This window comes from Pseudomonas sp. DCB_BI, assembly GCF_026240995.1.
Taxonomy (GTDB): domain Bacteria; phylum Pseudomonadota; class Gammaproteobacteria; order Pseudomonadales; family Pseudomonadaceae; genus Aquipseudomonas.
The window spans coordinates 122,332-137,822 of sequence record NZ_JAPFCG010000012.1 but is presented as its reverse complement, the minus strand read 5'-3'; the positions used below and the strand labels follow the sequence as shown (position 1 = coordinate 137,822).

Annotated in this window: 12 protein-coding genes; 2 read left to right on the top strand and 10 right to left on the bottom strand. The window is 61.1% G+C overall.

Going from position 1 to position 15,491, the window contains the following annotated elements; genetic code table 11:
* Position 1: 1 nt before the first annotated feature.
* Together ftsH and rlmE are read right to left on the bottom strand one after the other, a co-directional pair.
* Positions 2-1,906 (bottom strand): ATP-dependent zinc metalloprotease FtsH, encoded by a 1,905-nt coding sequence (ftsH, locus tag OO258_RS14985; RefSeq protein WP_110746155.1) that lies wholly within the window; start codon positions 1,904-1,906, stop codon positions 2-4.
* Positions 1,907-2,109: 203 nt separating this feature from the next.
* Positions 2,110-2,736 carry a 23S rRNA (uridine(2552)-2'-O)-methyltransferase RlmE gene (rlmE, locus tag OO258_RS14980; protein WP_110746153.1) on the bottom strand — a complete coding sequence of 209 codons (627 nt, stop codon included), beginning with the start codon at positions 2,734-2,736 and terminating at the stop codon, positions 2,110-2,112.
* Positions 2,737-2,838: 102 nt separating this feature from the next.
* Between rlmE and yhbY the strand changes: the two genes are divergently transcribed.
* Positions 2,839-3,147: a ribosome assembly RNA-binding protein YhbY gene (yhbY, locus tag OO258_RS14975; RefSeq protein WP_003249945.1), complete on the top strand. Its 309-nt coding sequence runs from the start codon at positions 2,839-2,841 to the stop codon at positions 3,145-3,147.
* A gap of 12 nt (positions 3,148-3,159) precedes the next feature.
* On the opposite strand, the gene OO258_RS14970 is transcribed toward yhbY, so the two are convergent.
* The 8 genes from OO258_RS14970 to grpE form a co-directional block, all read right to left on the bottom strand.
* A complete protein-coding gene (locus tag OO258_RS14970) occupies positions 3,160-3,609 on the bottom strand; it encodes an MFS transporter (RefSeq protein WP_110746151.1) in 450 nt (149 codons plus the stop codon).
* Positions 3,587-4,063 (bottom strand): transcription elongation factor GreA, encoded by a 477-nt coding sequence (greA, locus tag OO258_RS14965; RefSeq protein WP_024717413.1) that lies wholly within the window; start codon positions 4,061-4,063, stop codon positions 3,587-3,589. The genes OO258_RS14970 and greA overlap by 23 nt, the downstream gene beginning before the upstream one ends.
* Before the next feature lie 2 nt (positions 4,064-4,065).
* Positions 4,066-7,287 (bottom strand): carbamoyl-phosphate synthase large subunit, encoded by a 3,222-nt coding sequence (gene carB / locus OO258_RS14960; RefSeq protein ID WP_110746149.1) that lies wholly within the window; start codon positions 7,285-7,287, stop codon positions 4,066-4,068.
* A gap of 105 nt (positions 7,288-7,392) precedes the next feature.
* Positions 7,393-8,529 (bottom strand): glutamine-hydrolyzing carbamoyl-phosphate synthase small subunit, encoded by a 1,137-nt coding sequence (gene carA, locus OO258_RS14955; RefSeq protein WP_110746147.1) that lies wholly within the window; start codon positions 8,527-8,529, stop codon positions 7,393-7,395.
* 327 nt (positions 8,530-8,856) lie between these two features.
* Positions 8,857-9,660, bottom strand: a complete 804-nt coding sequence (gene dapB / locus OO258_RS14950; protein WP_266031257.1) for a 4-hydroxy-tetrahydrodipicolinate reductase — start codon at positions 9,658-9,660, stop codon at positions 8,857-8,859.
* A gap of 13 nt (positions 9,661-9,673) precedes the next feature.
* Entirely contained in the window at positions 9,674-10,798 is a 1,125-nt protein-coding gene (dnaJ, locus tag OO258_RS14945) for a molecular chaperone DnaJ (protein WP_110746145.1), read from the bottom strand.
* Between the two features lie 197 nt (positions 10,799-10,995).
* Complete coding sequence (gene dnaK, locus OO258_RS14940) at positions 10,996-12,921, bottom strand: molecular chaperone DnaK (RefSeq protein ID WP_266031254.1); 1,926 nt, start codon at positions 12,919-12,921, stop codon at positions 10,996-10,998.
* Positions 12,922-13,022: 101 nt separating this feature from the next.
* Complete coding sequence (grpE, locus tag OO258_RS14935) at positions 13,023-13,580, bottom strand: nucleotide exchange factor GrpE (RefSeq protein ID WP_110746141.1); 558 nt, start codon at positions 13,578-13,580, stop codon at positions 13,023-13,025.
* Between the two features lie 192 nt (positions 13,581-13,772).
* Between grpE and recN the strand changes: the two genes are divergently transcribed.
* Positions 13,773-15,446, top strand: a complete 1,674-nt coding sequence (recN, locus tag OO258_RS14930; RefSeq protein WP_266031252.1) for a DNA repair protein RecN — start codon at positions 13,773-13,775, stop codon at positions 15,444-15,446.
* Positions 15,447-15,491: the final 45 nt, after the last annotated feature.

Sequence of the window (15,491 nt, the reverse complement as noted above, 5' to 3'; positions counted from 1 at the left end):
CTTAGTGTTGAGCTGCTGGGCCGCCGATTGGCGATTCCGGGCGATCATTCTGGGCCGCAGGCGTGCCCGAATCCTTGTCATCGTCCCAGTCACGCGGTTCGCGTGGCGTACGCCCAGCCATGATGTCGTCGATCTGATCGGCATCAATGGTCTCATACTTCATCAGCGCTTCGGTCATCGCTTCAAGCTTGTCGCGGTTCTCGATCAACAGCTGCTTGGCAGTGGCGTAGCACTGATCAATGATGCTGCGGACCTCGGAGTCGATCAGCTTGGCAGTTTCGCCGGAGACACTGGCGTGCTGGCTGCCGGCACTGCGGCCGAGGAACACTTCACCCTCTTCTTCGGCGTACATCAGCGGGCCGAGTTTCTCGGACAGGCCCCATTTGGTGACCATGTTACGAGCGATCTGGCTGGCACGCATGATGTCATTCGACGCACCGGTGGTGACGCCATCGAAGCCCAGCGTCATCTCTTCGGCAATACGGCCACCGTACAGCGAGCAGATCTGACTGATCAGCGCACGCTTGGACAGGCTATAGCGGTCTTCTTCCGGCAGGAACATGGTCACACCCAGGGCACGGCCACGCGGGATGATCGAAACCTTGTAGACCGGGTCGTGCTCAGGCACCAGGCGACCGACAATGGCATGACCAGCCTCGTGGTAAGCGGTGTTCTTCTTTTCCTTCTCGGACATGACCATGGTCTTGCGCTCGGCGCCCATCATGATCTTGTCCTTGGCCAGCTCGAACTCTTTCATTTCGACCAGGCGCTTGTTGGAACGCGCGGCAAACAGCGATGCTTCGTTGACCAAGTTGGCAAGGTCGGCACCGGAGAAGCCTGGGGTACCACGGGCAATGACGGCCGGGTTGACGTTCTCGCCAATCGGCACCTTGCGCATGTGCACCTTGAGGATCTGTTCGCGACCACGGATATCCGGCAGGCCAACCACTACCTGGCGGTCGAAGCGGCCGGGACGCAGCAGTGCCGGGTCGAGCACGTCCGGACGGTTGGTTGCGGCGATGACGATGATGCCATCGTTCATTTCAAAGCCGTCCATCTCCACCAGCAACTGGTTGAGGGTTTGCTCACGCTCGTCGTGACCGCCACCCATGCCGGCGCCACGGTGGCGACCAACGGCGTCGATCTCGTCGATGAAGATGATGCACGGGGCGTGCTTCTTGGCCTGTTCGAACATGTCGCGAACGCGGCTGGCACCGACACCGACGAACATTTCCACGAAGTCTGAACCGGAGATGGTGAAGAACGGCACCTTCGCCTCACCGGCGATGGCCTTGGCCAGCAAGGTCTTACCGGTACCGGGCGGGCCAACCATCAGCACGCCACGCGGAATACGGCCACCCAAGCGCTGGAACTTGCCCGGGTCGCGCAGGAACTCGACCAGCTCACCGACTTCTTCCTTGGCTTCATCGCAACCTGCGACGTCAGCCAGGGTCGTCTTGACCTGGTCTTCCGACAGCAGGCGCGCCTTGCTCTTGCCGAAACTCATCGGCCCGCCCTTGCCGCCCGCACCGCCCTGCATCTGGCGCATGAAGAACATGAACACGGCAATGATCACCAGGATCGGGAAGCTGGCTACCAGCAACTGGGTCCAGATGCTCTGCTGCTCAGGCTGTTTGCCTTCGACAACCACATGGTTGTCGACCAGGTCGCCAATCAGGCCGTTGTCGGTAATGGCCGGACGCACAGTCTTGAAGTTGTCGCCGTCGGCGCGTTTGCCGGTAATGATGTAGCCGTCGACAGTCACACGCTCGACCTTGCCATCCTTGACCTGCTGGATGAAGTCGGAGTAGTTGAGGGTCTGCGGCTCGTTAGGGCTGGAGAAGTTGTTCATCACTGTCACCAGGACAGCTGCGATGATCAACCACAGGATCAGATTCTTTGCCATGTCGTTCAATTCGCTACCCTCTGAGGCCGGCGCACGACGCAGCCGTGCCTCGCATGATATTCATCGCCCTAACTTACTACATTACCTACGCAGCCGCAGGCACCGTCTGTAACCCTTTGTGAAAGCTAGACTACACGAAGTTCGGACAATCCTGACGCCGCGGCCAATTGGAAATAACTATCAGCCGCCGCGCTTCACGCCTTTCAAGCGCCTTTGAAACCTTTGCCCAACAGGTACTGCTCACGCGAACGATCCCGCGAAGAGGATGGTTTGCGCATCTGCACCTTGTCGAATTTGGTGCGCACATCCTTCAGGTACATGTCGAAACCTTCGCCCTGGAAAATCTTGATCAGGAAATCACCGCCAGGCTTCAGTACACGGGTTGCCAGATCCAGGGCCAGCTCGCAGAGGAACATCGCGCGCGGCATGTCCACTTCGGGCGTACCACTCATATTGGGGGCCATGTCGGAAATCACAAGGTCTACATGCGAATCCCCTACCGCCTCCAGGATTTGCTGGAGCACGGCATCATCGGTGAAATCGCCCTGAATGAAGGTCACATCGGGGATCGAGTCCATTTCCAGGATGTCGGAAGCGATCAACCGACCCTGGCCACCAATCAGACGACTGGTCACCTGCGACCAGCCACCCGGGGCCGCACCGAGGTCGATGACGCTCATGCCGGGACGGATCAGGCGGTCTTTTTCCTGGATCTCCAGCAGTTTGTAGCTCGCTCGCGAGCGGTAGCCATCCTTCTGTGCCTGCTTTACAAAAGGATCGTTGAAATGCTCTCGCAGCCAGTTTGCGCTGCTTTTGGAACGTTGTACCACGGGGCACCTCGATGATATGCGTCGTGATTGACTGGGCGGAGCCGGTGGCCCTCGGGTAAAATGCCGGTCAATTTTACAGAATCAGACGGAAAGGGTCAGATTATGCCGCTCAATAACGAGCAGAAGAAGCAATACAAGTCCATTGGTCATGACCTGAAGCCGGTCCTGATCGTTGCTGGCAACGGTTTGAATGAAGGCGTCATCGCCGAGCTGGAGCGTGCTCTGGTCGACCACGAACTGATCAAGGTCGAAATCCGTTCGGAAGACCGCGAAGAACGCGCAGAGACCATTGCCGAGCTGTGCAAGGCCGGCCGTGCCGAGCTGGTGCAGACCATCGGCAAGAAAGCCCTGATCTACCGCAAGAACCCACAGCCGAACAAGCAGCTGTCCAACATCCACCGTTACAAGTAACGGTGGCTCCGGTCAGTGGCGCGTCGGACGCGCCCTGACCGGCACCGGCTGGGCCACCAGGACAATGCCGGAAAAGCCCAGCACCAAGAAGCAGAACATCTGCCAGCGCTCGCCGACGGAAATGCCGTAGCGCAAGGTGTAGTACCCCACGCAGGCACCGAAGCCGAGCAACAGCATCTGGCCCCGGAACTGCCGCCACCAGGCCGCCAGGCCGTCCACCCTTGCCAGCACTGCCAGCTGGGTCAACAAGCCAAGTAACGCCACGCCGATCAACCAGCGGTCGATCTGCCCGGCGATATCCTGCACCAGCAGCGGCGCCAGGCCACTGACCTTGAGCGCAGGCACCAGCCCCACGTGGAACACCCACAGGCCTCCGACCCAGAATACCTGGGCCAGTTGCCAGAGGATCCCCTCAAGGGATGGCGCCCGCAGGCGCCGGTCAGATGTGCTTGACTTCGACAATCTCGTACTCGACCGTGCCACTAGGCGTCTTGACGACGACGGTATCACCTTCTTCCTTGCCGATGATGGCACGGGCAATGGGTGCGCCGCTCGACAGCTTGCCCTGCTTCACGTCGGCTTCATCCTCGCCAACGATCTGGTAGGTCACCTCTTCATCTGTTTCGGTGTTGGCCAGTACCACGGTGGTACCGAAAATCACCTTGCCAGTATGAGGGATAGTGGTCACATCAATGACCACCGAATTCTGCAGACGGCCTTCGATATCACGGATACGCGCCTCGACCATGCCCTGCTCCTCGCGGGCGGCATGGTATTCGGCGTTTTCCTTGAGGTCACCCAGTTCCCGTGCTTCACCGATGGCCTGGCTCAGGCGCGGGCGCTCGGTCTTGCTCAGGAACAGATGCTCCTCTTCCAGGGCGCGGGCGCCCTGGACGGTCATTGGGTACTTGGTAATACTCATGCTTTGAGTCCTGCATGCAGATCCTGCAAGCGGCGAACGGTCTTTTCCGGACCGAATTTCAGCGCTTCGCAGATGGCTTCACCAGCCGCAATGGTAGTGGTGCAGTAAATCTTGTGCTGCAGCGCATTGCGACGAATCGAGTAGGAATCGGCGATCGACTGGCGGCCTTCGGTGGTGTTGATGATCAGCGAAACTTCGTCGTTCTTGATCATGTCGACCACGTGCGGGCGACCTTCGGTCACTTTGTTCACACGGCGCACTTTCAGGCCAGCCGCTTCGATAACCTTGGCGGTGCCGGCAGTAGCAACCACTTCGAAGCCCAGGGCGATCAGGTCGCGGGCAACGCCAGCCACTTGTGGCTTGTCGTCGTCGCGCACGCTGATGAACGCGGTACCGCCGGTCGGCAGCACTTCGCTGGCACCCATCTGGGCTTTGGCGAAGGCTTCACCGAAGCTGTCACCGACACCCATGACTTCACCGGTCGATTTCATCTCAGGGCCGAGGATCGGGTCAACCCCTGGGAACTTGGCGAACGGGAAGACGGCTTCCTTGACGCTGTAGAAGTTCGGGATGATTTCCTGGGTGAAGCCCAGCTCTTTCAGGGTTTTGCCAGCCATGACGCGGGCCGCGATCATCGCCAGGGAAGTGCCGATGCACTTGGACACGAACGGTACGGTACGCGAGGCACGCGGGTTGACTTCGATCACGTAGATCTTGTCGCCCTGCAGGGCCAGCTGCACGTTCATCAGGCCGACCACGCCCAGCTCCAGCGCCATTTTCTTGACCTGAACACGGACTTCGTCCTGCACTTCCTTGCTCAGCGAGTAAGGTGGCAGCGAGCACGCCGAGTCACCGGAGTGTACGCCGGCCTGCTCGATGTGCTGCATGATCGCGCCGATGACCACGTCGGTGCCGTCGCACACCGCATCCACGTCCATCTCGATGGCGCAGTTGAGGAAGTGGTCGAGCAATACCGGGCTGTCGTTCGACACTTGTACCGCTTCACGCAGGTAGCGCTTGAGCTCGTCCAGCTCGTAGACGATCTCCATGGCACGACCGCCCAGTACGTAGGACGGGCGCACGACCAGCGGGTAGCCGATGCTGCCAGCAGCACGGATGGCTTCTTCTTCGCTGCGCACGGTGGCGTTTGGCGGCTGCAGCAGGTTCAGGCGCTGAACCATCTGCTGGAAGCGCTCACGGTCTTCGGCGCGGTCGATGGCGTCAGGGCTGGTACCGATGATCGGAACGCCAGCTTCTTCCAGGGCGCGGGCCAGCTTCAGCGGGGTCTGGCCGCCGTAGTGAACGATCACGCCCTTCGGCTTCTCGACGCGGCAGACTTCCAGCACGTCTTCCAGGGTCAGCGGCTCGAAGTACAGGCGGTCGGAAGTGTCGTAGTCGGTGGAGACGGTTTCCGGGTTGCAGTTGACCATGATGGTCTCGTAACCGTCTTCACGCAGCGCCAGGGCGGCGTGTACGCAGCAGTAGTCGAACTCGATACCTTGGCCGATACGGTTCGGGCCGCCACCCAGGATCATGATCTTGTCGCGGGTGGACGGGTTGGCCTCGCACTCTTCCTCGTAGGTGGAGTACAGGTAGGCGGTGTCGGTGGCGAACTCGGCGGCGCAGGTGTCGACGCGCTTGTACACCGGGAACACCTCCAGCTTGTGGCGGTGACGGCGCAGGTTCTTGTCGGTGATACCCAGCAGCACAGCCAGGCGCTGGTCAGAGAAGCCCTTGCGCTTGAGGCGCAGCATGTAGTCCTTGTCGATTGCCGACAGGGCCAGGGTCTTGACCTTCTCTTCTTCCTTGATCAGGTCTTCCATCTGCACCAGGAACCACATATCGATGCCGGTCAGATTGAAGATTTCTTCGCAGGTCATGCCCGAACGCATGGCGTCGGCGACGTACCAGATACGCTCGGCACCCGGCACGGTCAGTTCGCGCTTGAGGATGCTGCCGGCTTCCGGGCTGGCCAGGTCGACTTTCGGGTCGAGGCCGCAGGCGCCGACTTCCAGGCCGCGCAGGGCTTTCTGCAGGGATTCCTGGAAAGTACGGCCGATGGCCATGACTTCACCCACGGATTTCATCTGGGTGGTCAGGCGGGCGTCGGCTTTCGGGAATTTCTCGAAGGCGAAGCGTGGCAGCTTGGTGACGACGTAGTCGATCGACGGTTCGAAGGACGCCGGGGTACGGCCACCGGTGATGTCGTTCTGCAGTTCGTCGAGGGTGTAGCCGATGGCCAGCTTGGCGGCGATCTTGGCGATCGGGAAGCCGGTGGCCTTCGATGCCAGCGCCGAGGAACGCGAAACGCGCGGGTTCATCTCGATGACGACCATGCGGCCGGTATTCGGGCAAATGCCGAACTGGACGTTGGAACCGCCGGTTTCCACACCGATTTCACGCAGCACCGCCAGCGAGGCGTTGCGCATGATCTGGTATTCCTTGTCGGTCAGGGTCTGCGCCGGGGCAACAGTGATCGAGTCACCGGTGTGCACGCCCATCGGGTCGAAGTTCTCGATCGAGCAGACGATGATGCAGTTGTCCTTTTTGTCGCGGACCACTTCCATCTCGTACTCTTTCCAGCCGATCAGCGATTCGTCGATCAGCAGTTCCTTGGTCGGCGACAGGTCCAGACCACGGGTGCAGATTTCTTCGAATTCTTCACGGTTGTAGGCAATACCGCCGCCAGTGCCGCCCATGGTGAACGATGGACGGATGATGCATGGGAAGCCGAGCTTCTCGAGGACCGCATTGGCCTCTTCCATGCTGTGGGCGATACCGGAGCGCGGGCACTCCAGGCCGATGTCCTTCATGGCCTTGTCGAAGCGCGAGCGGTCTTCAGCCTTGTCGATGGTGTCGGCGTTGGCACCGATCATCTCTACGCCGAACTTCTCCAGAACGCCGTGGCGCTCCAGGTCCAGGGCGCAGTTCAGGGCGGTCTGGCCACCCATGGTCGGCAGGACGGCGTCCGGGCGCTCTTTCTCGATGATCTTGGCCACCGATTGCCACTTGATCGGCTCGATGTAGGTGGCGTCAGCCATGGCCGGGTCGGTCATGATGGTGGCTGGGTTGGAGTTCACCAGGATGACGCGGAAACCTTCCTCGCGCAGGGCTTTGCAAGCCTGGGCGCCGGAGTAGTCGAATTCGCAGGCCTGGCCGATCACGATCGGGCCGGCACCGAGAATCAGGATGCTTTTGATGTCTGTACGTTTTGGCATGGTGGTCACTCAAATCCGGGGTCAGTCGGCAAGCCGCTTTGAACAATCTGGGTCAGGCGCTGCCGGGCGCGGCGTGTGCCGGCCCGGGGCCTTGAAGCAGGATGCTCAGCGGCGCTTGGCCATGGCATCGGTGAAACGATCGAACAGCGGCGCGACGTCAGTCGGGCCTGGGCTCGCTTCAGGGTGGCCCTGGAAGCTGAACGCGCTCTTGTCGGTACGCTCGATACCCTGCAGGGTGCCGTCGAACAGCGACTTGTGAATGGCGCGAACGTTAGCCGGCAGGGTTGCCTCGTCAACGGCGAAGCCGTGGTTCTGGCTGGTGATCATGACCACACCGGTGTCCAGGTCCTGGACCGGGTGGTTGGCACCGTGGTGGCCGTGGCCCATTTTCACGGTCTTGGCGCCGGAAGCCAGGGCCAGCAGCTGATGGCCGAGGCAAATGCCGAACACCGGGATCTCGGTTTCGAGGATTTCCTTGATCGCCTGGATCGCGTAGTCGCACGGCTCAGGGTCACCAGGGCCGTTGGACAGGAACACGCCGTCCGGGTTGAGTGCCAGCACTTCGCTGGCAGGGGTCTGGGCCGGCACCACGGTCACGCGGCAGCCACGGGCAACCAGCATGCGCAGGATGTTCAGCTTCACGCCATAGTCGAAGGCGACCACATGGTAGGGCAGGTCGGCTGCGTCGATGGTCGGGTGGCTGTCGGTTTTCAGCTCCCACACGCTGGAGCGCCACTCGTAGCGTTCCTTGGTGGAAACTACCTTGGCCAGGTCCATGCCCTTCAGGCCTGGGAAGCCGCGGGCGGCGGCGATGGCGGCTTCTTCGCTGATGTTGTCACCGGCGAGGATGCAACCGTTCTGGGCGCCTTTTTCACGCAGGATACGGGTCAGGCGGCGGGTGTCGATGCCAGCGATGGCAACGACGTTGTTGGCCTTGAGGTACTCAGGCAGCGACTGGGTGTTACGCCAGTTGCTGGCCAGCAGCGGCAGGTCACGGATGACCAGGCCAGCGGACCAGACACGGTTCGACTCGGCATCTTCCGGCGTAGTACCGGTATTGCCGATGTGCGGGTAGGTCAGGGTAACGATTTGCTGCGCGTAGGAAGGGTCTGTAAGGATTTCCTGGTAGCCGGTCATAGCGGTGTTGAATACCACCTCACCAACGGTCTGACCGTCGGCACCGATGGCTTCACCGCGAAAAATACTGCCGTCGGCAAGGGCGAGTATGGCTGGCTTTGTCAAGAAGACCTCCCGTAAATCAAGCATGAAAGGGCGATCGCAGGTTGCAAAAAAGCGGAGTGACGTATGGACACGTCACCCCGCTTTCATGTGCTGAATTCAATTCGCTGCGCGCTTTTAGTGGACACACTAAAGCTGTAGCTTACAGAAAAGTGCGTTTTCGGTCTACCGTGAATGTGTCTCTAAAACACATCGATGCGACAGGCTGACATCCACGCCAGCCTCTTCGCGGGCTCGCCCGCTCCCACAGGGATCGCACCAGCCCCAAAAACAACGCCGCACCTGTGGGAGCGGGCAAGCCCGCGAAGCAGCCAATACCCCACTCACGGCTTAACGCAGCTCGAGCACATCCTGCATATCGTACAGGCCAGGCTCGCGCCCATCCAGCCACAGTGCCGCACGCACGGCACCCTTGGCGAAGGTCATGCGACTGGAGGCCTTGTGGGTGATTTCCAGGCGCTCGCCTTCAGCAGCGAACAACACGGTGTGATCACCGACCACATCGCCGGCACGCACGGTAGCGAAACCGATGGTTTTGCGATCACGCGCGCCGGTTTGCCCTTCACGGCCATACACCGCCACTTCCTGCAGATCACGGCCCAGCGCATTGGCAACCACTTCACCCATGCGCAGCGCAGTGCCCGACGGCGCATCGACCTTGTGCCGGTGGTGCGCTTCGATGATTTCGATATCGACATCATCGCCCAGCACCCGCGCAGCCATGTCCAGCAACTTGAGGCTCAGATTGACGCCCACACTGAAGTTGGCTGCGAACACGATTGGAATGTCTTTGCCCGCCTCGGCCAGCAACTGCTTTTCTTCGACGCTGAAACCGGTGGTGCCGATCACCATCGCCTTGCCGTGCTTGCGGCAAAACGCCAGGTGCTTCAGGGTGACAGACGGATGAGTGAAATCGATAAGAACATCGAACTCATCAACCACCTTGGCCAGGTCATCCGACAGCAGTACGCCAATGCGCCCCAGCCCCGCCAGCTCACCTGCATCCGCGCCGACCAGCGAACTGTCCGGACGATGGACCGCTGCCGTCAGCCCGCCCCCCGGTTGTTGCTGCACGGCCTCGATGAGGGTCTTGCCCATCCGCCCAGCCGCGCCCATCACTGCAATACGTCGCATAGCTTTTTCCTTGTCAGAGATCGCCGAAGAAGCGCTTCACGCCATCGAACCAGCCACTGGCCTTCGGCGAGTGCGAACTGTCGCCTTCCAGCGAGTCACGCAGCTCTTCGAGCAGCTCGCGCTGACGGCGGCTGAGGTTGACCGGGGTTTCCACCGCCACACGGCATAGCAGGTCACCGGCACCACCACCACGCACGGGCGCCACACCTTTGCCACGTAGGCGGAACTGCTTGCCGGTCTGGGTGCCTTCCGGGATTTTCAGCTTAACGCGGCCGTCGAGGGTCGGCACTTCCAGCTCGCCACCCAGGGCAGCATCGGTATAGCTGATCGGCACTTCGCAGTACAGGTGCTTGCCGTCACGCTGGAAAATTTCGTGCTCACGCACGCTGATCACCACATACAGGTCGCCAGTCGGGCCACCATGGGTACCGGCTTCGCCCTCGCCCGACAGGCGGATGCGGTCACCGGTGTCGACACCCGCCGGCACCTTGACCGACAGCGTCTTGTACTCCTCGACACGGCCTTCGCCGTGGCACGAGGTGCATGGATCGGTGATGATCTTGCCCTGGCCATGGCAACGCGGGCAGGTCTGCTGCACCGAGAAGAAGCCCTGCTGCATGCGGACCTGGCCGATGCCACCACATGTCGGGCAGGTCGACGGGGTCGAGCCCTTCTTGGCGCCGGAGCCGTCGCACGGCTGGCAGTTGACCAGGGTTGGCACACGGATGCTGACCGTGGTGCCGCGCACCGCTTCTTCCAGGTTCAGTTCCAGGGTGTAGCGCAGGTCGCTGCCGCGCTGGGCACCACCGCGTCCACCACCACGGCCACCGCCAAAGAAGTCGCTGAACACATCACCGAAGATGTCGGAGAAGTTGGCGCCACCGAAGCCCGCACCACCACCGCCCATGCTCGGGTCGACACCCGCATGGCCATACTGGTCGAACGCCGCGCGCTTGCTGGCATCAGACAGCACTTCGTAGGCCTCGTTGGCCTCCTTGAACATGTCTTCCGACTCTTTGTCACCCGGGTTGCGGTCCGGGTGGTATTTCATCGCCAGGCGGCGATAGGCTTTTTTGAGGTCAGACTCGCTGGCGCCGCGCTCGACACCCAGTACCTCATAATAATCACGCTTGGACATAGGTCATTTGCACCTTGTTGGGCGTCCGGCATCTGCGCCGCGCCATCAGCACCTGCCACTCGCCCGAACAGGCCGCTGACAGATGCTGTAAAAATTCTCGAATTCCAGATACGCCAACGCGGGAGCAAGCCCCCGCGCGGCGACATCCTACCAGCTCACCGGCAAACGACGATGAACTGGCCGACAACATGCAACGATTACTTCTTGTCTTCGCCTTTCACTTCTTCGAACTCGGCGTCGACCACGTCATCGTGCTTGGCTTCCGGCTCAGCCTGCTGCGCGCCACCCTGAGGCTGCTCGGCCGACTGCTCGGCGTACATCTTCTGGGCAACCGGGGCAGACACCTTGGACAGTTCTTCGACCTTGGCGTCGATCGCAGCCTTGTCGTCGCCTTTGACAGCGGCTTCCAGGGCAACAACGGCAGCCTCGATGGCGGTTTTCTCTTCAGCGGTGACCTTGTCGCCCGCGTCAGCGACCATCTTGCGGGTCGAGTGAACCAGCGCATCACCCTGGTTACGGGCGGCGGCCAGCTCTTCGAACTTGCGGTCTTCCTCGGCGTTTGCCTCGGCGTCACGCACCATGCGCTCGATTTCTTCGTCCGACAGGCCGGAGTTGGCCTTGATCACGATCGACTGAGTCTTGCCGGTAGCCTTGTCTTTCGCGCCTACGTGCAGAATGCCGTTGGCGTCGATGTCGAAGGTCACTTCGATCTGTGGAACGCCACGCGGTGCTGGCGGAATGTCAGCCAGGTCGAACTTGCCCAGCGACTTGTTCTGCGCAGCCTGCTTACGCTCACCCTGCAGTACGTGAATGGTCACGGCGCCCTGGTTGTCGTCGGCAGTCGAGAACACCTGCGACTTCTTGGTCGGGATGGTGGTGTTCTTCTCGATCAGCGCAGTCATCACGCCGCCCATGGTTTCGATACCCAGGGTCAGCGGGCTGACGTCCAGCAGCAGCACGTCTTTCACGTCACCGGCCAGAACAGCACCCTGGATGGCGGCGCCCATGGCGACGGCTTCGTCCGGGTTGACGTCCTTGCGCGCTTCTTTACCGAAGAAGTCGGCCACTTCTTTCTGCACCAGTGGCATGCGGGTCTGACCGCCCACCAGGATCACGTCGTCGATCTTGCTGGCGTCGATGCCGGCGTCTTTCAGGGCGATGCGGCAAGGCTCGATGGTACGCTTGACCAGGTCTTCGACCAGCGACTCCAGCTTGGCGCGGGAGATCTTCACGTTCAGGTGCTTAGGACCGGTGGCGTCTGCAGTGATGTACGGCAGGTTGACGTCGGTCGACTGGGCGGACGACAGCTCGATCTTGGCTTTTTCTGCGGCTTCTTTCAGGCGCTGCAGGGCCAGAGGATCGTTCTTCAGGTCCATGCCCGACTCTTTCTTGAACTCGTCGACGAGGTAGTCGATCAAGCGCATGTCGAAGTCTTCACCACCCAGGAAGGTGTCGCCGTTGGTAGCCAGTACTTCGAACTGGTGCTCACCGTCGACTTCGGCAATTTCGATGACCGAAACGTCGAAGGTACCACCACCCAGGTCATAAACGATGACGGTGTGGTCGCCCTTGGCCTTGTCCATGCCGTAAGCCAGTGCAGCGGCAGTCGGCTCGTTGATGATGCGTTTTACGTCCAGGCCAGCGATGCGGCCGGCGTCTTTGGTAGCCTGACGCTGGCTGTCGTTGAAGTAGGCCGGAACGGTGATGACCGCTTCGGTCACAGGCTCGCCGAGGTAGTCTTCGGCGGTCTTCTTCATTTTCTTCAGGACTTCGGCGCTGATTTGCGGCGGAGCCATTTCCTTGCCAGCAGCCTCGACCCAGGCGTCACCGTTGTTCGCCTTGACGATCTTGTACGGCACCAGCTTGATGTCTTTCTGCACGACGTCTTCTTCGAAGCGGCGGCCAATCAGGCGCTTCACTGCGAACAGGGTGTTGTGCGGGTTGGTCACAGCCTGACGCTTGGCCGACTGACCGACCAGGATTTCGCCGTCGTTGGCGTAGGCCACGATCGAAGGGGTAGTACGCGCACCTTCGGCGTTTTCGATGACCTTGACGTTACCGTTTTCCAGAATGGAGACGCACGAGTTGGTGGTCCCCAGGTCGATACCGATGATTTTACCCATGTTAACTCTCCCGAAACTTGAATTTGGTAGCAGCGACTACTTTGGCCAACTGCGGTAATACTTGAAGGCTTGACACCTAGATGGGGATGCCCCGGAGGATTTCAAGCCTTTTCATTGATCGAGGGTTGCGCCGCGCTCGGCGCCTTGCTCACCACCACCATGGCGGGGCGCAGCAGGCGGCCGTTCAGCAGGTAACCCTTCTGGAACACATTCAGCACGCTGTTTGGCTCGACCTCGGCGTTTTCCTGCATGGCCATGGCCTGGTGGTGCTCAGGGTTGAATGGCTGACCGTGCGGGTCGACCGCTTCGAGGTGGTAGCGCTTGAGGATGTCCTGGAACATCTTCAGGGTCAGCTCGACGCCTTCGCGGATCTGCTTGACGTGCTCGTCCTCGGCACTGGAGTGGGCCAAGGCCAGCTCCAGGCTGTCGATCACCGGCAGCAGGTCGCTGGAGAACTTTTCCAGGGCGAACTTGTGAGCCTTTTCGACATCCTGCTCGGCGCGACGGCGCACGTTCTGCAAGTCGGCTACAGCGCGCAGCGACTGGTCCTTGGCGGCGGCCAGCTGTTCCTCGAGTTCCAGAACACGGGCGTCAGCAGTGGTTTCTGCACCAGTTTCTTCAACATTAAGGTCTTTTTCGTTCAGCTGTTCGTCAGCCATGGGGTCTCTCCTGCGCAATTTTGTGGACTGCGAGCCAGGCTCGCCTTGGATGTCGGCTATATGGGGCCGGAAAAACCAGCTTCAAGGGGCAAGGTGGTTTTCCAGCCCGAAACAGAATCTGCCAAGGGGCATTGGCAGGCCTGAAAAAAGTACTGTATAAATAACCAGACCTGACTTTCGGGAGCCGCCCCCATGCTGGTGCACCTGTCCATTCACAACTACGCCATCGTCGAGCACCTCGACCTCGAAATCGCCCGCGGTATGTCCGTCATCACTGGCGAGACCGGTGCTGGCAAATCGATCATGCTCGACGCCCTCGGCCTGGCCCTGGGCGACCGTGCCGACAGCGGCGTGGTGCGCCCCGGCACCGACAAGGCAGACATCCTCGCCACGTTCGACCTGGTGGACATCCCCGAGGCGCACACCTGGCTGGCCGAGCGTGACCTGGACAACGACGGCCTGTGCATCCTGCGCCGGGTCATCACCGCCGAAGGCCGCAGCCGTGGCTACATCAATGGCACGCCCTGCCCGCTTGGCGACCTCAAGGCACTGGGCGAGCTGTTGATCGACATCCACAGCCAGCACGAGCATCAGTCACTGCTCAAGACCGACACCCACCGCCGCCTGCTCGACGAGTACGCCGGCGCGGTCGACCTGGCCCGCCAAGTGCAACTGGCCGCCAAACGCTGGAACCAGACCCGCCTCGAGCTGGAGCGCCTGTCCAACTCCGGTGACGAGCAACGCGCGCGCCATCAGTTGCTGAGCTACCAGCTGGAAGAACTGGACAACCTCGGCCTGGGTGAACACGAGCTGGAGCAACTGGAGCAGGAACACAAAAACCTGACCAGCGCCGAAGCCCTTTTCGGCATCTGCCGGCAGGTCATCGACCAGTGCAGCGAAAGCGATTCGGGGAATGTGCTCAGCGCCCTCACCGCCAGCCTCAACCGCCTGGGCGCTGCCACCAATTCGCCCAAGGCACTGGGCGAAGCCGCCAACCTGATCGCCAGCGCGCAGATTCAAGTCGAGGAGGCCATGGGTGAACTCAATCGCTTCCTCGACAACTTCGACGCCGACCCGATGCGCCTGCAGGCACTGGAAGAGCGCCTGGACACTATCTATACACTGGCACGCAAGCACCGCGTGCACCCGACCGAGCTGCCCCACCTGCAGCAACAGCTGATGGAAGAGCTGGAAGGCCTGAACGCCAGCGACGAATCGATCGAGCAGCTTGGCGAAGAACTGGCGGCCTTTGCCCAGCACTATAAAGAGAAGGCCCGCGAACTCAGCGCCCTGCGCCAGCAGGCTGCCCAGCAGCTGGCAGTGGCCGTGGAGCATGAAATCCAGCGCCTGGGCATGCCCGGCGGGCGTTTCTGCATCGAACTGACAGCGAACGAAGGCGCCGAACTGTCACCCCATGGCCTGGAGCAGATCGAACTGTTGGTCAGCGCCAACCCTGGCCAGCCGCTCAAGGGCCTGGCGAAAGTGGCGTCGGGCGGTGAACTGTCACGTATCAGCCTGGCGATCCAGGTGATTACCGCGCAGACCTCGCGCATTCCTACCCTGGTGTTCGACGAGGTTGACGTAGGTATTGGCGGGCCAACGGCAGAAATCGTCGGCCAACTGCTGCGGCGCCTGGGCGAGCGCGGCCAGGTACTGACCGTGACCCACCTGCCGCAGGTGGCGGCGCAGGGGCATCACCATTTGTTCGTGCACAAAGTACGCAACAGCGACACCACCCATACCGCCGTGGCTAGCCTTGGCAAGCGCGAGCGAGTCGAGGAAGTGGCGCGAATGCTGGGCGGCATCGACCTGACCAAGGAATCCCTGGCCCATGCGCGCAAGATGGTGGTGAGCGGGAAGGCCTGATCCTTTCTTTCCCAGGGCGATTCGCGGGCACGCCCGCTCCCACAG